Origin of the sequence: Paraglaciecola hydrolytica (genome assembly GCF_001565895.1) — a bacterium.
GTDB lineage: Bacteria > Pseudomonadota > Gammaproteobacteria > Enterobacterales > Alteromonadaceae > Paraglaciecola > Paraglaciecola hydrolytica.
The window spans coordinates 162,084-182,715 of record NZ_LSNE01000011.1 but is presented as its reverse complement, the minus strand read 5'-3'; the positions used below and the strand labels follow the sequence as shown (position 1 = coordinate 182,715).

At 43.9% G+C, this 20,632-nt stretch carries 11 protein-coding genes; 3 read left to right on the top strand and 8 right to left on the bottom strand.

The genetic code is table 11. The features are described from left to right. Positions 1-26: 26 nt before the first annotated feature. Positions 27-1,337: an amino-acid N-acetyltransferase gene (argA, locus tag AX660_RS19215; protein ID WP_068380703.1), complete on the top strand. Its 1,311-nt coding sequence runs from the start codon at positions 27-29 to the stop codon at positions 1,335-1,337. An 88-nt stretch (positions 1,338-1,425) separates the two neighbouring features. Here the strand turns inward: argA and AX660_RS19210 are convergent, their stop codons facing one another. The 3 genes from AX660_RS19210 to AX660_RS19200 all read right to left on the bottom strand — a co-directional run bounded on the left by AX660_RS19210 (position 1,426) and on the right by AX660_RS19200 (position 9,654). Then, positions 1,426-2,457 (bottom strand): HupE/UreJ family protein, encoded by a 1,032-nt coding sequence (locus tag AX660_RS19210; protein WP_068380700.1) that lies wholly within the window; start codon positions 2,455-2,457, stop codon positions 1,426-1,428. 228 nt (positions 2,458-2,685) lie between these two features. Beyond that, positions 2,686-5,673, bottom strand: coding sequence for a TonB-dependent receptor (locus AX660_RS19205; RefSeq protein ID WP_068380697.1), 2,988 nt, complete (start codon positions 5,671-5,673; stop codon positions 2,686-2,688). A 111-nt stretch (positions 5,674-5,784) separates the two neighbouring features. Continuing rightward, entirely contained in the window at positions 5,785-9,654 is a 3,870-nt protein-coding gene (locus AX660_RS19200) for a rhamnogalacturonan lyase family protein (RefSeq protein WP_068380694.1), read from the bottom strand. Between the two features lie 525 nt (positions 9,655-10,179). Here AX660_RS19200 and AX660_RS19195 point away from each other — a divergent pair. Beyond that, positions 10,180-13,602 (top strand): GDSL-type esterase/lipase family protein, encoded by a 3,423-nt coding sequence (locus tag AX660_RS19195; RefSeq protein WP_068380690.1) that lies wholly within the window; start codon positions 10,180-10,182, stop codon positions 13,600-13,602. A gap of 116 nt (positions 13,603-13,718) precedes the next feature. Here the strand turns inward: AX660_RS19195 and AX660_RS19190 are convergent, their stop codons facing one another. Genes AX660_RS19190 through zwf form a run of 5 tightly spaced genes read right to left on the bottom strand, consistent with a single transcriptional unit; the run spans position 13,719 to position 19,350 of the window. Further along, a complete protein-coding gene (locus AX660_RS19190) occupies positions 13,719-14,360 on the bottom strand; it encodes a bifunctional 4-hydroxy-2-oxoglutarate aldolase/2-dehydro-3-deoxy-phosphogluconate aldolase (protein ID WP_068380687.1) in 642 nt (213 codons plus the stop codon). Between the two features lie 5 nt (positions 14,361-14,365). Continuing rightward, positions 14,366-15,319 (bottom strand): glucokinase, encoded by a 954-nt coding sequence (locus AX660_RS19185; RefSeq protein WP_068380684.1) that lies wholly within the window; start codon positions 15,317-15,319, stop codon positions 14,366-14,368. A gap of 12 nt (positions 15,320-15,331) precedes the next feature. Beyond that, positions 15,332-17,158: a phosphogluconate dehydratase gene (gene edd / locus AX660_RS19180; protein WP_068380681.1), complete on the bottom strand. Its 1,827-nt coding sequence runs from the start codon at positions 17,156-17,158 to the stop codon at positions 15,332-15,334. A 9-nt stretch (positions 17,159-17,167) separates the two neighbouring features. Beyond that, on the bottom strand, positions 17,168-17,860 hold the full coding sequence (gene pgl, locus AX660_RS19175; RefSeq protein WP_068380678.1) for a 6-phosphogluconolactonase: 693 nt from the start codon (positions 17,858-17,860) through the stop codon (positions 17,168-17,170). Then, on the bottom strand, positions 17,860-19,350 hold the full coding sequence (gene zwf, locus AX660_RS19170; RefSeq protein WP_068380675.1) for a glucose-6-phosphate dehydrogenase: 1,491 nt from the start codon (positions 19,348-19,350) through the stop codon (positions 17,860-17,862). The genes pgl and zwf overlap by 1 nt, the downstream gene beginning before the upstream one ends. A gap of 280 nt (positions 19,351-19,630) precedes the next feature. Between zwf and AX660_RS19165 the strand changes: the two genes are divergently transcribed. Further along, the gene (locus AX660_RS19165) at positions 19,631-20,482 is read left to right on the top strand and encodes a MurR/RpiR family transcriptional regulator (protein WP_068381182.1); all 852 of its coding nucleotides are present in this window, start codon (positions 19,631-19,633) and stop codon (positions 20,480-20,482) included. The last annotated feature ends 150 nt before the right edge of the window (positions 20,483-20,632 follow it).

Here is a 20,632-nt window from a genome sequence, read left to right as displayed (position 1 = left end):
GAAGTAAAAAACATTAAGGAAGGTCTGTGGTCGTTTCACATATTGACAGTGTCAAAACTATTCGCAATTCTGCGCCTTACATTAATGCTCATCGAGGTAAAACCTTTGTCTTGATGTTTGGTGGGGAAGCCATAGAAGACGCTAATTTTGCTCATATCATTCACGATATCGCCCTGCTCAACAGCTTGGGCGTGCGTTTGGTATTAGTACATGGGGCACGACCACAAATTGATGAAAGGGTAAACTTACGCAATTTACCTTTTCGTTTTCAAGATGATATCCGCATTACCGACAAACAAACCTTAGAGTGTGTCAAAGACGCTGCTGGCTCAGTACGTGCTCAAGTGGAAGCCTTGTTGACTATGGGTTTACCTAACTCACCCATGCATGGCGCGCAGATCCGCGTGTGTTCCGGAAATTTAGTGGTCGCGATGCCCATAGGCGTGCGTGATGGGGTGGATTTTGAAAACACCGGTATGGTGCGCCGTATTGATGTGGTAGGTATTAACGATCACCTTAACGATGGCTCTATCGTCCTGTTATCCCCTATGGGTTATTCGCCCACAGGTGAAGTGTTCAACTTATCCCATGAAGACGTTGCTACCAATGCGGCGATGGCTTTAAAAGCCGATAAACTAATACTGTTTAGCCCAAATGATGGCATCCTCAGTGAAGATGGTCATTTATTACGTAACATCGAAATCGATCAGTTATATGGCATGTTGAACAATGCGTTTTATGCCCCGCAAAAACTGTCTTTGCAAGCTATTGCGGCCAGTCTAGAGTCTGGTATCAGCCGCTGTCATTGTGTCAGTTATTCGCAAGATGGTGCCTTGTTACAAGAGTTGTTTACCCGTGATGGCGCTGGCTCATTGATTTCCCAGCGCTCTTACGAGCAGTTACGTCCAGCCAACATTGAAGATGTAGGTGGCATACTAAAACTCATCAATCCTTTAGAAGAAAAAGGCATTTTGGTGAAACGTTCACGTGAACGCCTTGAAAGCGAAATCGAACTATTTACCTTAATTGCCCGGGATGGCATGACCATAGCCTGCGCAGCGCTTTATCCTTATCCTGAAGATGCCATGGGTGAATTAGCCTGTGTTGCGACCCACAGTGATTATCGTGGTGGTAATCGTGGTGAACGTATACTCCATGCCATCAAAAGTCAGGCCTTACAGCAGGGTTTAACGTCGATATTTGTCTTAACCACCGTCACCGGACATTGGTTTTTAGAACAAGGATTTATGCCAGCCAGTTTGGAAGACTTGCCCGCCAAGAAAAAGAAACTTTACAACTATCAGCGTAATTCAAAGGTGTTTGTACTTAAGCTGTAGTCTTACTAGCATAGGCATGTAAGTTTTCTAACCTTACATGCCTTGATACTGTTTTTAGACAAACAGCCGCCAAGTTTGTCACCTTTCACTAAATCAAGCGCTCATAAGCCCATACCACACCAAGTAAAACAATAAATATTGAGATAAGTGGCAAAACGGTTTTTTCAAAGTGCTGCCATTTGCGCAAATACCACAGCAAAGGTAAGACAACGATTGCTAAACTTAACTGACCTATTTCCACTCCAAGATTAAAGGCCATTAAAGGGATAAATATTGGTGCACCGCTAGTGCCTAAACCAATATCCATCAGTACATTCGCAAAACCCAAACCATGGATTAGGCCAAAACTGCAGGTTAACAACCAACGATGACGTGGCCTATGTTTAAAATAAAGATTCTCTAACCCGACATAAATTATCGTTAGCGCGATAAGTAACTCTACCCAAACACTTGGCAAAGCCACAATTTGCAAGGCTGCCAATGCGAGGGTCACGCTATGAGCAAGGGTAAAACAGGTGATGATAAGGGCAGCAGCTTGCCAGTTACGACACACCAACAACAAAGCAAGCAAAAATATTAAATGGTCAAAGCCAATTAAAATGTGCTCAATACCTAAGCTAAAAAAGCGTGAAAAAACGCCGTCGTTATTAGCCTGACGAGATTTACCATCGATCAAAAGTTCATCATAACGATGTGAAAAATTGTGAATAAATAAACCCAGCTGAGTATGTTGATTGTCAAAAACACTCAGGGTGAGTTGGTATTCAGGGTTAGTCTGGGCGATGTAATCACTGCGAAACCCCAGCGTACCTAAAACAGACTCGGGATAATCCAATGTAAATATCACAGCATCGACTTCACTAACGATCTTGATATCAACTTGAGACGCCGTAATTGGCTGACCGTTAACTGTTACTCTGAAAAAACGGTGGGCTTTAGCTACCAGATGAGATTTGATATTGGAGAGGTTTTCAGGACTTAGCTGATTGTTTTTATTAACTATGTCTTGACTAAATACCTCAGCAGTTACGGCCGCTAGATTTAACTCTAAGGTCATAGCCCCTGCATCGTTAATAATGGCTTTAGCTTCTCCTGAAAAAGCATCGTGAGCGTGGCTCATACAAGAAAAAATGAAAAATAAGCACAATAAGCTTAATCGATAGGACATATAAAAACTCAGTTGTTGTTACGATTTGAGGTGAGGTTTAACACCCTTAGAAATAGGTTTATAGCCAAACAACCTAACGATGCGAGTTTCAGCGTTTCTTAAAGTTGCTTGGGTATATACCAAACCAAAAAAGGCACAAGCAGCCATCATGGCGACTTGTGCCTTAAACTACCTGTTTACTTACATTTTATACGAGAAACCTACCGAGTATTCGCGTCCTGACCACTGTAAGTCAGACAAACGACCTGGGCCGGCATTTTCGCTTTTCACTTCACCGGTAAGATTACGACCATCGATATAAATCTTCAGGCCATTATCAAAGGTATAAATGAGTTTGGCATCCAGATATCCACCAGCATCAACATAAACTGGGTTGCCTGATCTATCCTGCGCACGCGCTAGATATTCATCACGATAGTTATAGGCGATACGTGCACTCCAATGCTCATCTTCATAATAGGCTGTCAGGTTGTAAGCATTTTCAGACATAGAGGGGAACGACAGTTCTTCGCCGGTTAAGGCGTTAAACAAACCGACATCTTCTGATTGCATATGCGTAAAGTTGACAGCCCCACCAAGATTGCTAAAGGGGTCTGGTAAAAAAGTGAAAGTGGTAGAGGCTTGTAACTCCAAACCTTTATTGGTTACCCCACTGCCATTAATTTTTTGTCTGACATCCCATAAACGGCCATCACCAAAAAAGTCCACGTCGTAACGTGTATTGGCATCGATTATCCAACTATTAATGTCTTTAACAAAATAACTACCCGCTACAATAGACTCCTCAGTAGGATACCAGTTTAAGGCCACTTCCCATTGATTTGCCATATAAGGCTTGAGTGCTGGGTTACCTGCACTACAGTTATTACGTGGTTCATCTTCTAACTGCGAACGGCGCGTCAGATAAATATTACACGTGGCATTAACGTTTAAATCGCCGGTATTAGGGTGAGCCATTACTTTGGCAGCACCGACATATAACACCAACTCGTCGGGGATCAAACCTAAATTCAGGTTGATACTAGGCAAGCTGTTCGAATAGTCTTCGATCACGGTTTTTCTGCCTACAAAAGCCTGAGGGTGATCGGGATCTTCAATACCCGCCAAATCAATACCAAATTGATCGACCAAAATATTGCCAAAGGTATCGGTCTGATCAACAAATACTCTTTCTCTAACATCACCATTAGCGCCTATTTCGGTTTTTACATAACGTAAACCTAGGTTACCCCATAGACGCATGCTGGCTAATTCATGTTCAAAGTTGGCTTGAAAATAAAACGCGTCAGTATTTACCACCTGATCGTAGTTTCCGTTAATCACATCTAAGTCAGCGCGACTAAGGTTTTCTTGGGAGATATATTTCATCACTTCAATAAAGGGTTCGGTATTCACCGCCCAATATGTACCTACGGTATTGACCCCAAGATCATAACCACTAAATAGTTCACGGGACTCAAAAGTACGACCACTCAAGACGTTAATGTTGTCCTGTAGTGTCCATACTTCACTGTTATAGGTCGAACCTACGTCACGAATAATATTGTAGGAAAAATCCGCATTTTCGACTTTTAGCGAGCTACTACGATAGCCTGCTTTGAGCGTCGACAAAAAGTCTGAATCTGGAATATAGGTAATATCCAGCTTGGCCATAATCTCTTTAGCCTGATCTTCATGGGGGGCATATTTATATCTGACCCGGTTACGATAACTAGCAGGATCATTAATATTAAAGCGATCAGAGGTATCAGTGGGATCCTCAGGATTAACAAAATAACCATCACTGTAATCCCATTCAGGCGCACCGCGATCATCTAAAGTAACTTTGACTCCAGCAATGCCTTCGGTGGTAGCGTGAGTATCCCGTGAATCGATGTCTTGATCAGAGGTTGACTCAGACACTAATCCTTCAATACGCCACGCATCGTTGGCATATACAAAACCTGCATCCAATAAGGTAGTAGTTTGATCCCAGGCAAAGTTAAGGGTTCGGTTTGAGATACCCGCTAAGGTAGTTTCAAAATATCGTACATTGTGCAGCTCATCGACCACCACCGAATCCGGATTGGTTCTAAGCACCGAGCCCACACCTAAATCGATATTCAAATCCAAAGCCTGTTTGTCACGAGTATTATAGGTATAACCCACATGACCAGATAAATTATCGGTGAGTTGATACTGTAAAGTGGCGTTAGCACTTAAGCGTTTTTCATCACGTCCCCAAATACCATAACGGGGGGTTACGGGTGAAAAGTCCCACCATTGCTGCTCACAGGCAGTGGGATCTTCTGCGGATAAACACTCACCAGCATCGGTGACATTGGCATAATCTGGATGCACCGAGGTTTTTTCGGCTGTTTGGTCGTAATCTGCATAACGGTTCCACTCGGTGTTACGCAGAGCATGGATCATGGTGCTTTTATCCGATGCAGTGGCATTAACCAATACACCCAATCTATCGTTAAACTTATAAACACCAGTAAAATTGACTTTAGGACTCACGTTGTCAATCAAATCATTGTATTGACCTTCAGCACTGAGGGCTAAAAAGTTTTCTTTGAATTCATTGGGTTTGCGGGTTTCTACTTGAATAGTTCCGCCGATACCACCTTCGGTCAGGCGAGCTTCCGAGCCTTTAATTACATCCAAGGCTTTGATGAGTTCTGAAGCCATATCCCGAAAATCCACACCACGACTGCCGCCAAAACCTAGTGCCGATACGTTGTTGACTTCAACTTTAAGCAAGCCCGGTTCGACACCACGAATACTGACACTATCACCTTCGCCAAAATCTCGGCTTAGTTGCACACCCGGAATACGTTGCAATGCTTCAGCCACGTTTTTATCAGGAAACTGACCGATATCTTCAGCCACCAATGAATCCATCATGGTGCCGCCATTTTTCTTACGATCCAGCGCTTTTAATTGACTAAAACGCATACCAGATACTTCGATAACTTCTAGGCCATCTTCGTCTTCTGCTTGTGCACCTGTTGCGTCTTTTTCAACTTGCGTTTCTTGCTGTGTTTGGGTTTGAGCTAATTTAGGGTCACTTTTTACCTGACTCTGTTCAGCAGCATTAGCCACTGCCATAACGCTTAAAGCTGAGCTGCCCGCTAAGATAGCGGCAATCAATTTGCTCAGTGATTTATGTTTGTAATTATTCATGATTCCCTCATGGTACTTTGAGTTATCTGCAGAGACATAAACATCTCTTTCAAACGGTTTACACGGTGTCACTGCCATAAAGAGCACACTCTTTATGGCAGTGGACTGGTTTTATTGACAAACAACCGGTGTCGGTGCATTGCCACCTGTGGTTGACTCTATCGTCAAGCTGTCAACGTTACCCAAGCCTCCAGCCGTTCTCGAAATAAGGGTAATATTGGCCTCCCCTGCTTCAAGCTCAACCATGACCTCAACGGGCACATAAGTAGTCCAATCACCAGGTCCCATGTCTACTTTAGCGACCGCTTCAGCGCCATTTATATCCAAACGTCCCCAACGGTTGTCAGCGCCGCCATTGGCGTAAACAAAGGTAAACTTATAACTACCCGCTTCTCCAACGTTGACTTTCCAGTAAACACCTTTGCTGGTTTCATTATCGGTATTGGCAAAACCATCACCAGTAAAACCAAGGTTGTTACTCTCCACTGCGCCATCTACACCACAGAAACCAGGTCGGTTCTCTTCCAGTATTACCGCCGTTATTACTGGCGCAGCCTCATACTTAATTTCTGCTTCAGGCTCAGTGTTGTAACTTGTGCCGTCAGCAAAAGAAACTTCAAACATATACCAGTAAGTGGTTTCTTCGACTAAGTTTGCGGTGTCAGAGTAGCTGCCTTGTAGCGTCAAATTACTGCTCACCAGCTCACGACCATCCTGCGAGTTTTGCGTATTGCGATAGAGGCTAATGTTGGTGATTTCATTGAAGAAATCTTGCAGATTCCACGATAGCGAAACACCACCATCAGCGAGGCCAGAGAACAAGTTCGCTTTAGGAATGGGTAAGGCAAACTGGGTTTCTGCTTCTGGATCAGTATTCACTGTGGTGCCATCGGCCAACACTAGTTTGAACATATACCAGTAGTTGGTGCCATCCACTAAACCTTCGGTATCAACAAAGCTACCTTCCGTCGCAATGCTTTTTGCGATGCGAGTACGGCCACCTAATTGATTTTTGGAATTACGATACAACTCACCGTAAGTAATTTCCTGACCAAAGTTTTTCAGGCTCCATGCCAAATCGATCTGCTGACCACTATAGGTTGCACTAAGGTTGGTTAAGTTTGGTAAGAAGGTAATTTCACCTTCCACATCCGTACTCGGAGTAGAACCGTCAGCTAAGGTTAGTTTGAACATATACCAGTATGTTTCACCCGCCACTGCTGTGGTATCCATGAAAGTACCTTGCATCACATCACTGGCAGCTAATACTGACAAACGGGTGCGGCCACCAGCCTGAGGTAAGGTATTGCGATATAACTGTGAACCTACTACATCGGGGTAATTTTCAAGGTTCCAGCTAAGCGCAATGCCCTCAGCGGTATAAGTCGAGGTAAAATTAGTACGTTGAGTAATGATGTGCTCAGCAAACTGTGCTTCTGAGGCGATAACATCACCATCAGCTTCAGTAAATTCTAGCCAGTAGTAAAACTTCTGACCTTCAACTGTTGAGTCGTCCACCCATGATGTCGCAGCAATATCTGGATTGCCAACCAATACTGCATCAGCTCTATCAGGCATAGTTTCTTGATCTACACTATCTGCTCGATAAACCGCAATGCTTTGTACATCAACATTTTTAGTTGACCAGGTTAGTTGCACATTCGCTGTTCCACTGGCGGCTTTAAACACCACTACCGGCAATAAACTGCTAGTCAATTTGGTTTTTGAGAACTCAAGTTCGTCAATAACATTACCACTACTATCAGTCAAAACAGCCCAGTAGTAGTACGTCACATCAGGTACGGCTGTGGTATCGTCAAAGGCAGATTGTCCCGCGGCCAATTCTCCAATACTGATACGACTTGCCGCATTATCACTTGTATTACGGAAGATCTCAGTTTTAGCAGCCGTCACGCCGTGCAGGTATACGTTGATTGTCACACTGTCATCGTCGCCCTGCGCCACCAGTTTAGTTAACTGACCTTGTTCGATAGTGCGGGTTCTGAACTGTGGTAGCTCACGAATCGACAACAACTCAGTGTCCATGTCTGTTCCTAGGTAAAAACTAGGATGAGGTGGTTGGTTGTAACCGACGTTTTGCCAAGCAATCGCAGTACGATATTGGCTATCGTGCATTAAGGTAGGCAGTCTTAGTGTGGTCGCTATAGGCGTAGAAAACACCATAAGCTCTGTGCTATCTGCATTAGCAAATACCACTTCTTCACGCCAGTCGCCAAACAGATCGGCTGCTAAACTAGGAGTTGCCTTGGTACCATTGTTAGACACCGCATTATATAGACTACCTTCAAAAATAGTGTTTGAAGTCAGTGCGGCGGCATCCCACTTGTAAATGTTGGTACCATCCAGCAACTCACGAGCAAGATCACCATCCCACCAGATGGCAAAATTCATCGATGCTGGATGTTCAGTGTGACCTTCAAGTACCACTGTGCCATCGGCAGCAATTAACCCACCGCGGGATCCCCAGTTCTCGTTGCCTGGGTAGTTAGGATCAATATCTGCACTAAGACCACGCCCAACATCAGCACCGTCACTGGGACGATACCAAAGAATTGCACCCGTCTCGGCATCGTGCATTTCAACGCCATATTCCACTCCATCTTTGGTATAACAAGTTGGGCACTCATGGACCATAAAGATTTCTTGACCAGGACGATTGGGGTCAATGTCACTTAAATGTAAGGCATCACCATGCCCTAAGCCTGTGCTGTACAACACAGTTCCATCATTATCGAGGGTGGCAGCACCAAAGATGATTTCGTCATAACCGTCAGCATCGACATCACCAATGGTTAAACTGTGAGCACCTTGACCCGCCACAACTGCATCAGCTTCGCTGTTATTGGTATCAAATACCCAACGCGAAACAAAGGCACCGTCTACCCAATCATAAGCCGCGATCACAGCACGTGTATAATAACCTCGGGACATTAACAAACTGGGAGCATCATCTCCAAGATAGGCTACGCCCGCTAAGAAACGGTCAACACGATTGCCGTAGGTATCACCCCAGTCACCCACATTACCCCGTGCTGGGGTATAGTCGATGGTATCTAAGGCTTCGCCCGACAAACCATCAAACATGGTTAAAAATTCAGGGCCGTCTAATACGTAGCCCGCATTGTTACGATAAATTGCCGTAGCATCACCAATTACGGTACCGCGGCCATCTACAGTGCCATCAGCGGTTTTCATGGCGATTTCAGCACGACCATCCTGATCAAAATCGTAAGCAATAAACTGGGTATAATGGGCACCAGAACGAATATTAGGGCCTAAATTAATGCGCCATAACATATTCCCTTCAAGGGTATAGGCATCAATCAAGGTGTCGCCAGTTGCGCCGGATTGAGAGTTATCTTTGGCATTACTTGGATACCATTTCACCAGTAGTTCATACTGGCCGTCACCATCTAAATCAGCAGCTGACGCATCGTTGGCGGAATAGCTATATTCCACACCTTCTACAAAGTTGTTGGCAGGTTTTTTCAGTGGAATGCTTAAATAAGGATTGGCCCATGGACTCACCTTTTTAGAAACACTGACTTCTACGCCATCTACATAGCCCTTAACCTGATAGTTATCAGTTGGTAAGCCTTTCGTATCAGCAAAATAGGTTTTATCGATGACAAAATTGTTGGTTAATACCGCATCGTTTTTGAACAGTTTAAAACTAATCTTTTGTTGATCTGAACCCAGAAAACGCCAACTCAGGGCATTCCCTTTATCAGTAGGGATAACCACCAAACCTCTGTCCAAAAACTCCATGGCTTTACCATCTCGGTCGGGATTGGTAATTTCAACCACTACCGGTGGAGGGGTGCCATTATCAACCACCACTTCATTATCTGGCGTAAAATCTTGCTTACAACCAAAAAATATTGTCGACAAGGCGATTGGCAATAATGCTTTGACTAACAGCCGACCCTTGTATTTTTGTAACCTACCATCCTGACTCATACTCACTCTCTCCCACAAACGACATGCATAGATGCTCTATTGGCTCAGGTAACAATTCCAAGCCCCAAAAAAATTTGAAATACAAAAATAGAGGCAGATAAAACGGGATGTGACCAAAACCATGATCTCATCAACAACCTCAATGCAATCACAATACATCACAACCAATCAATATCACCCATGTTATGTAACCATTTATTAACATTTATTAACATTTATCCATATATGAACATTTTTTTAACAATTATCGTCAAATATTGGTCATAAAATCAGGAATTTGACGTATTTCGTGGTTTACAGCCTCATGAAAAGAAAGGTCAAGAATGTGAGTATTTTCAAGGTCAGCCCACCACAATGCCCTTTTTACGGCATAAAAACACCAAATCACACCAAATATCAATCAAGTCAACCCACCGAATGATTGAAATTGAATACTAATAAACTATATTAGGCGCGCCTTAAACTTCGCAATACGTTAAACAAGGCAGTTTCTTTCAACCAGAAAATTAGCTATAGAGGGATGATATGCGTAAATATCTTGTTTTATCCGTATTACTACTTTCAATAAATGGCTGTGGTGGCCAGGGAAGTACTGATATTGGCAGCACAGCTCCACCTGTCATTATCGCTCAACCAGAAAGCCCAGAAGTGCCAGTAACACCCTCCACCCCAGAGACACCTGAAGTACCAACAACACCTGATCCTGGCGAGTTGCTATTAGAGGAAATGCAAGCTGGTTTTTGTAGCGTAAGTGGCTTGATTGAAAATACTCATACAGGTTTTACTGGTGAAGGTTTTGCTAATACAGACAATCAAGTTGATGCGCAGATAAAATGGCAAGTTAATGCCACTACGGCAGGAGATTATAATATAGAGCTGGTTTATGCCGCTCCAACCGCTCGGCCGAGCACGCTGAGCAGCAATGGTTCTGAAAGTGCGCTTGCCTTTGTTTCATCAACAGCCTGGGATATCTGGTCAGTTGACACGGCTGTTATCACACTAGTTGCCGGAGAAAACGACATAGTATTAAGTGCCAATACCGCAGAAGGCGCGCCCAATATTGATTCATTAAAGATACTTGGCCAAGGTTTAAGTGCCGGCGCTTGTAGCTTTACGCCAACCACACCCACCGAGCCACCTTCTGAGGCGAATACCCAAATTTATATCATTGGTGACTCCACAGTGGCTAATTATGGAGCGTCTTACTATCCCCAAAAAGGGTGGGGCCAAGTTCTGCAACACTTTTTTAAAAATCGTGAAGTTGAAGTAGTGAATCGTGCTCGTGGTGGCCGTAGTTCAAGAAGTTTTTATAGCGAGGTCGGTCTGTGGGACGAAGTCCTTAAAGAGCTAGACTCTGGTGACTACCTACTCATCCAGTTTGGTCACAATGATCGGGATTGGAGTGAAGAAACACGCTTTACGCCACCAGCCGATTTTGAGCAGTACTTAGCAAATTATGTCAATGAAGCCCGGGCTAAAGGTGTTACTCCCATATTAGTCAGTCCTATGGTGATGAACGCTTACAATGGTGATGTATTACGTAATGTATTTACCGAAGACGGTAACGATTACCGCGGCTCAATGGCCAAAGTTGCCACCGATATGGACGTGGCTTTTGTTGATTTAAACATTAAATCATTCGACTTAGTTAAGGCTTTAGGGCAGCAGCAAGCATCCCATTATTTGTACCTCATTCTTGATGCCGGTGAATACCCTAACTATCCTGCAGGCTCCAACGACGGTACCCATTTTCAGGAATCAGGGGCCGTTGAAATGGCGCGTTTGGTCGTTGAAGGTTTAGAAGAACTGCGCAACCGAGTCGATATCGAGCCTCTCATTGCCAATGTGAAACATCGTTATACCCTGAGTGTCGATAATGTGGGTGCCAACACGAGTATTCTCACCCAAGGCAATGCCTATCCGGAGGGTATCCCGCTGACTTTCAAAACCATAGCGGGCGAAACCGATACTTTTAATGCTTGGTATAGCTGGGGGCTAATTGTCAGTGAAGGCAATATTTTTCAAACGACAATGCCAGCCAACAAATACAGTTTAACTGCCGCCTTTAATGGTGCTGTTCCGGTGGTTAATTTTTCAGCCGCAACGGTTTTTGTGATCGGCGATTCAACCGTGGCTGATTATACCTCTGGTTATTTTCCACAAACCGGTTGGGGACAAGTGTTACAACCATTTTTTGACGACAATAAAATCACCATTGATAACCGCGCAATCGGCGGTACTAGTTCTAAAAGTTTCTATGCAGAGTTTTGGCAAAGTGTAAAAGCAGATATCCGTGAGGGCGATTTTGTATTTATTCAATTTGGCATAAACGATCGTGCCAATGATGAAGACCGAGCGGCGCCAAGCGGTGGTGTGTTTGAAGGCTACTTAAGCAGCTATATTGAAGAAACCCAAGCCTTGGGTGCTACACCCGTATTGATATCCAGTGTTAGACGTAATCAATGGCAAAACGGTACACCTTATGATGCTTATCACGAACATCCTGTGGTTACTCGTGAATTGGCCGCCACACTTGGGGTCGCTCTGATCGATTTAGATAGCAAAAATAAAGCCCTATTGGTAAGTGTAGGTGAAACATACGCTAATCAATTTTACTACATGGGTTTGGCCGCTAATGAATATGAGAATTTCAAAAACGGTATCAGTGACACTGTGCATTTTCAGCAGGCTGGTGCCGTTGAAATGGCCCGCTTAGTGGCTCAAGGTATTGCTGAATTAAGCAGTAGGCAAACCATCGCACCACTTATCGATGCTTTGAAACCAGTTTATGTTTTGAACATTAGCAGTCCAACCCCAGATGCGGGAGTTATTACTCAAGGTTTTGCTTATCCACAAGGTAGCCCATTAACCATTAAAGCTGTGGCCAATAGCGATAATGTATTCACTCAATGGTTAGACAAAAACAGTGCTGAAGTGGCAAATAAATCTATTTATCAATTCACAGCTAAAGATAATGACACAGAGTTCACCGCGGTATTTAACAACAGTGAAGGTTTAGGTATTCCAACTAACAACTTAGTCGCTGTATTAGATGGCACTAAGGTTAATTTATCTTGGGATCTACAAAACTATGATCCTGCAATCACTTATCTAGAAGTCTATCGCAATGACAAAAATGATGTTGCTGGGCGCACACGTATAGTGGCAGGTGCGACGCCTAAGGGAAATTTTGTCGATGAAACAGGTGTCGAAGGCACGACTTATTGGTATATGTTCAAAATTGTGCAAGATACCGTGACGACCAATACCACGCCAGAAGCCGAAACCAGAATACCTTTTGTAAACGAAATTCCAGTCACTAACCTTAGCGCACAAATTGATGGAACTGCTGTTAACCTGAGCTGGGATTTGCAATATTTCGAACCTGAAATTACCTATCTAGAAGTGTATCGTAACGATAAAAATGAAGCCCTAGGTCGTACGCGTATTGTGCCTGGAGCCACACTTAACGGCACGTTTAGAGATGAGGGGCTTGAACCTGGTAAAACCTATTGGTACATGTTTAAGATGGTACAAGACGGAGTTACTGCTAATACAGCACCTGAGGCTGAAACCACGATACCAGCGGATGCGGTTCCTTCCACTCCTACTGAGCCAGGAGAGCCTAGCGATCCAGAAACACCAACCGAGCCAGTTGAACCGACTGAACCTCCCGTTACCAACTTAACAACAGTGGTAAACGGTAACAATGTGACGGTTAGCTGGGATCTGCAAAATTTCTCACCGGAAATTACCTATTTAGAAGTGTATCGTAATGATAAAAATGGAACAGCAGGTCGCACCCGAATTGTAGCCGGAGCGGCATTAGCTGGTTCATTTGTCGATGAAGGGTTAACCAGTGGGCTTACTTATTGGTATATGTTTAAAATGGTACAAGACGGCGTTACGTCCAATACCGAGCCTGATGCGCCAACAACCATCCCCTAACTCACCATGAGGGTAGTGTTTTACTGATGTATCGCTCAGTAATTCTGTTGTAAACAAACATAAAAAAACCGAAGCACTGCTTCGGTTTTTTACTGTTTAACTCAGACTTAAACGTTTTATTGAGCGCCAGCTACCGCTTGTTTAGCTAGCTCGGTAATTTTATCCCACTCACCATTTTCTAAGGCACCATCAGGCACTAACCACGAACCACCAGCACAACGCACATTAGGCAAGGCTAAATATTCAAGATAGTTGCTTGGGCTAATGCCACCTGTTGGGCAAAAAGCGACATCAGGGAATGGACCACCTATGGCTTTTAATGCTTTTACGCCACCAGAGGCTTCAGCGGGGAAAAATTTGAAATGAGTATAACCATGATCCAAACCTTTCATCAGTTCAGAAATCGATGAAATGCCTGGGATCAGAGCAATACAGCCTTCGTTGCCTGCTTCTAATAAATCTGGGGTCATACCTGGGCTGATAGCAAACATAGCGCCAGCAGCTTCAACTTGTTTAAGCTGGGCACGATTAGTCACCGTACCGGCTCCAATTAAGGCATCAGGGACTTCTTTGGCAATTTTAGCGATAACGTCTAAGGCTGCTGGTGTACGTAAAGTCACTTCCAGTACACGAATACCGCCGGCGATTAATGCTTTTGCCAAAGGTACCGCATGCTCTACATCTTTAACGACCAGTACAGGGACTATCGGTCCTTGACTGAATATTTCTTCAGAAGTGATTTTCCAATTTTTTGTCATCACATTTACCCTTTATGATTTTGTTCTAGATAAGCCATGGCACCGATTAAACCGTGATCTGGCTCGGTAATAATGAAAGTCGGTATGCTTGCAACATAATCGCGAAAACGGCCTTTTGCTTCAAAACGCATACGAAAATCACTGTCTTTTATAAAATTCAGAAAACGCGGGGCGATACCACCACCAATATACACACCACCGCGGGTTCCCATGTTAAGTGCCAAGTTACCGGCAAAACTGCCCATAATTCGACAAAATTGGTTTAAGGTCGCTCGGCTCAGCTCGCAGCTACCATCCAATGCACGATCGGTAATATCAGCAGGATCATCAAACGCCGCTGGCACACCTTTGTGTGCTGCCAAAGCTTGATATATGTGTAACAGTCCACGGCCTGACATCACTTCTTCTGCCGAGGCATGGCCATATTTGGCCGTCAAAAAGCGCCAAATCGCGAGGTCTTCTTCATCAACAGGAGCAAAGTCCACATGACCACCTTCACCGTCTAAGGCTAACCAGCCTTGCGGCGTCATGGTTAAGTGTTTAACCCCTAAGCCTGTGCCCGGTCCAAACACCGCAATATTATCTGTTGCAACGGCTTGCCCTTGGCCAATCTGTTGTTTTTGTTGCTGGTTTAATACTGTTACAGCATGAGCTACAGCGGTAAAATCGTTGATCACACCCAGCCACTCTAGCCCTAATGATTCTTGCAGTTTTGCAATGGAAAACTGCCATGAATTATTGGTCATCGAGATAAAATCACTGTTCACCGGACAAGCTACACCTAAACAACCAGCACTGAATTTGACGTCAGGGAAAGCCGCAAAATAAGTCTGAATAGCCGCAGTGATAGTGCTGTAGTCACTACACAGATACTTTTTAATTTTAGTCAGTTTGCCATTTTCAATCTGGGCAAGGCGGATGTTGGTTCCGCCTACATCGGCAACAAAGTTGATACTCATATAAAGCCCTGCTTAGTTGAGTTCTTGGTCAAAAAACAATGAACAAGCGCCTTGTTCTGCACCCGTTAACGTCGAGCGCATACCGGCAAACATTTCACGGCCCATACCAATCTGGTGCTGTGAAAAGTCTGTGACTTTAGCTTCACGTTTGGCCAGCTCAGTTTTATCAACCAACAAACTCATTACGCCTGTTTGAGTATTAAGCTCAATCATGTCACCACTTTGTACTTTAGCCAGTAAACCACCTTTGCAGGCTTCAGGGGTCACGTGGATAGCAGCTGGCACTTTGCCCGATGCGCCAGACATACGGCCATCAGTCACTAAAGCAACTTTGTAACCTTTGTCTTGTAATACACCAAGTGGCGGAGTAAGACTGTGCAGTTCAGGCATACCAATAGCAGACGGTCCTTGGAAACGCACAACCACGATGCAGTCTTTATTCAAATCACCGGCTTTAAAGGCAGCAGCAAGTTCAAACTGATCTTCAAATACCACGGCAGGTGCTTTGATCATGCAATGAGTTTCACGCAGAGCTGAGGTTTTCATCACAGCGCGACCTAAGTTGCCATGTAATACCGATAAACCGCCATCTGGTTTAAAAGGCTGTGCCACACTGGCGACTACATTGCTATCAAACGAAGCCGTTGGACCATCACGCCATTCGAGCACACCATCATTTAATACTGGCTCTTTGGTATACCGCTCAAGGCCTCTACCACAGATAGTATTAACGTCGTTGTGTAACAATCCACCATCCAATAATTCTTTAAACAACAAAGACATACCGCCAGCAGCAGTAAAATGGTTGATGTCAGCAGAGCCATTGGGATAAATACGGGTAAGTAAAGGTACGGCATTTGAGATATCAGAAAAATCATCCCAGTTGACGATATAACCTGCGGCGCGAGCGACAGCCACCAAATGCATAGTGTGATTGGTAGAGCCTCCGGTGGCTAATAAGCCGACCAGACCATTTACTATGGCTTTAGCATCCACTATGTGACCAATGGGCATGTAGTTGTCACCCAAATCGGTGATACGTGTCACTTGGCGAGCAGCTGCATCAGTCAAAGCGGCACGTAGAGGAGTGCCCGGATTGACAAATGATGAGCCAGGTAAGTGTAAACCCATGATCTCAACCACTAACTGGTTACTATTAGCTGTGCCATAAAAAGTACAAGTACCGGCAGAGTGATAAGACTGTGATTCAGCTTCAAGCAACTCAGCACGACCGACTTTACCTTCGGCATAGGCCTGACGTACACGAGCTTTTTCTTTATTAGGTAAACCGGAAGGCATAGGCCCTGCGGGTACGAATATGGTAGGTAAATGGCCAAAACTTAAAGCCCCCATCAACAAGCCAGGTACGATTTTATCGCAAATACCTAACATCAAGGTGCCATCAAACATGTTGTGGGACAGAGCAACGGCAGTCGACATAGCAATTACGTCACGGCTCATTAAACTCAAATCCATGCCCGGATTACCTTGAGTTACACCATCACACATGGCCGGTACACCACCCGCAAATTGGGCAATACTGCCTACTTCGGCAATAGCTTTTTTGAGTATCGCGGGGTAGTCGTCATAAGGCTGATGTGCTGACAACATATCGTTATACGACGATACAATCGCAATGTTGGCTTTGGTCATGCTGCGTAAGTCGGCTTTTTCTTCCGCGCCACAAGCCGCAAAACCATGAGCTAGGTTACCGCAAGACAATATTCCGCGGTGCGGGCCCTGCAAACGGGCTTTTTCAATCTTAGCTAAATAAGCCTTACGCGAGTCTTGGCTGCGTTCGATAATACGATCTGTTACTTCCTGAATAAGGGTATTCATGGTGTTCTCCTAAGGGGCCCACATTAATTCAACTCGGGTATTATTTAATACCGCGCGAATTGGCATCTCTAATTCATTGTCATCAGCCAAGGCCTTAGCCAATACATCCTTTTTACTCTCACCGGTAAGGTGTAAAAAAATATGTTTGCTTTTTAATAAGGCAGGCAAAGTGAGTGACATGCGCTGATTAGGTGCTGTAGTGGGTTGTACTGCAATAAACATCTGTTCAGAGTCTATATCCAGACCCTGAGTAATTTGTGCCGAACAAGGAAAAAGTGAAGCCGTATGGCCGTCTTCACCCATGCCTAAAATCAATACATCAAAAGGCTTAGCCACATCAGAGAAATTGGCAGTACAGGTGTTAACTGCATCTTCTGCATTGGTGGCTGAGGTCTTCAAACCAATAAAATTGGCAGCAGCAGCATGGTTAATCAGTAATTTAGCCCTGACCATTTTTTCATTGGAGGCATCATCACTAGGATCAACCCAGCGTTCATCCGCCAAGCTGATATCCACTTTATCCCAAGCTAAGGGGACTTGTGACAGTGCACCAAACAAAGCTGCCGGCGTACGGCCACCGGACACGATCAAACTAGCGCGACCATTTTCTTCAATACCTTGTTTAAGTAAAGTACTGATGCGACGACAGAAAGCCTGATTAAGGGCATCGGTAGTGCCAAATAGAGACTGAACAAGGGCCATTATTTCTTCCCTATTCTGCTTTCGTACCAAGAACGGTTTTCACGAGCCATTAAAGCGATAGACTCAGTTGGTCCCCACGTTCCGGCTTGGTATGGTTCTGGTGGCTCATTGCTTGAACGCCATGCAGCTAAAATTCCGTCAACCCATTTCCATGCGGCTTCCACTTCGTCACGACGCACAAACAAAGCTTGATTACCTAACATCACTTCCAACAATAATTTTTCGTAAGCATCAGCGATACGTTCACCTTTAAAGGTGTCTGAAAAACTCAAATTCAAACGAGATTTTTGCAAATCCATTGAACCTGTACCGGTCAAACCTGGTACTTTGTTCATGACCGTAACTTCAACACCTTCATCAGGCTGTAAACGTATGGTTAGCTTATTGGCTGGCAGCAACGGGAAGCTGTCTTTAAACAAGTTATGTGGTTGACGTTTAAAAAAGATAACCACTTCACTGGTTTTGCCTGGCAGACGCTTACCTGTACGCAAGTAGAAAGGAACACCGGCCCAGCGCCAGTTATCTAATTCAACTTTAATTGCCACAAAGGTTTCAGTTTTACTGCTGACATTCGCGTCTGGCTCATCAAGGTAGCCGGGGACTTCTTTACCTTTAACAAAACCACCGACATATTGTCCACGTACGGTATTTTGGCGAATGTTAGATGAATTGATCGGACGTAAAGACTTGAGTACTTTAAGTTTTTCATCACGGATACTATCAGCATCAAGATTAGCTGGTGGCTCCATGGCAATCAGAGTCAGTATTTGCAACAAATGGTTTTGCACCATGTCACGCATTTGGCCTGCTTCGTCAAAATAACCCCAACGCCCTTCGATACCGACCGATTCAGCTACGCTGATCTGCACGTGATCGATACAATTGTGATCCCAATTGGTTGCAAAGATAGAGTTAGCAAAACGTAAGGCAATCAGGTTAAGTACTGTCTCTTTACCTAAATAGTGATCGATACGATAAATTTGTGTCTCATCAAAATATTCAGCGACTTGATCATTAATCACCTTAGATGATGCCAAATCATGACCGATAGGTTTTTCTAACACCACACGCATGTTTTTATGAATGAGATTGGCGGTTTTTAAACCTCTGCATATGTCACCAAATATAGAAGGAGGTGTCGCAAAGTAACACACCATCAAACGCCCTGCTTTTGCATGGGTTTTAAGTGCGCTGTAACTTTTGCTGTCTTTCATGTCAACACAGGCATAAGCCAACTTGGCGGAAAAACGCGCCCAGCTTTCTTCACACAATGCTTCTTTGGTGAATTTTTCGATATTCTCTTTAACCATAGCAACGTAGTCGCTATCTGAAATTTCATTACGCGCCACACCAATAATTTTGGAGTCAGCATGCATGAGATTTGCTTTTTCAAGTTCATATAAAGAGGGGAGAAGTTTACGCCTTGCTAAATCGCCTTTTGTACCGAACAAAACAAAATCACAAGGTTCGAATGAGTTTTCCAAAACCATTTTTATCTGCCTATCTGCTTAAACTAAATGAGTGACTGCTGCAATGATACCCAACATTGCCTCAATCAATAAGAATATGGATTAAAATTTAACATCAAATGTAGTAAATTTACAACTTTTCACACTGGTTTACACCATAATTAATGGTATTTTGCCGTTATTAACTGAAAAAGCTGGAACTATTCCTGTTAATAAATTACAACTCTAGTACCCAGCGGCCTACTGACAGTGTTAATGTATGGCCCCAGAGAGTAATTATAATGAAGTTTTTGATGCAAGTATGAATATTCTAGAAAAAATAACCCAGCATAATGCCCTATTCAGCAAATCAGAGCGTAAGGTTGCCGAAGTCATTTTAGCAAATCCGCAGACTGCCATACATAGCAGCATTGCGACCTTAGCCAAAATGGCCGATGTCAGCGAACCCACGGTTAATCGCTTTTGTCGACGCTTAGATACCAAAGGCTATCCCGATTTCAAATTACATTTAGCGCAAAGTCTGGCTAATGGTACACCCTACGTTAACCGCCATGTAGAAGAACATGATGGTCCAGAGGAATATACCAAAAAGATTTTTGAGTCGACCATGGCCTCACTAGAAGTCGCTCGTCAATCAGTGGATATCCCCACCATAAATCGAGTAGTCGACTTACTCACTCAAGCCCAGAAAATATCCTTTTTTGGTTTGGGTGCCTCGGCTTCAGTAGCCCATGACGCGCTCAATAAATTTTTTCGCTTTAATGTGCCAGTGGTCTATTTCGAAGATATCCTGATGCAACGTATGAGCTGCATGAACTGCACTGAAGATGATGTAGTGGTATTAATCTCTCATACTGGTCGTACAAAAAGTTTGGTAGAGATCGCTCAAATTGCCCGCGGCAACGATGCCACTGTGGTCGGCATCACATCGAGAGACAGTCCGCTTGGCAAAGAATGCAACTTGGTTCTATCCTTAGATGTGCCTGAAGATACTGACATGTACATGCCCATGGCGTCACGCATCGCTCAACTTACGCTCATTGATATACTCGCCACCGGCTTTACACTCAGACGCGGCAATAAATTCAGAGAAAATCTGAAACGTGTTAAAGATACTCTGCGTGGATCGCGTTTTGATAAAAAAGGTGAGTAGTAACATTAAAAACTGAACTTTTTTCACAAAAAACCAAATAAAAGAAGGGAAAAGTTTCACATTATCTTATGAATGCACTACCATTTTGTAATAAAATTACAGAATGGTAGGTTTATCACTCTGAAGTTAAGCACTTTATTACATTATTCA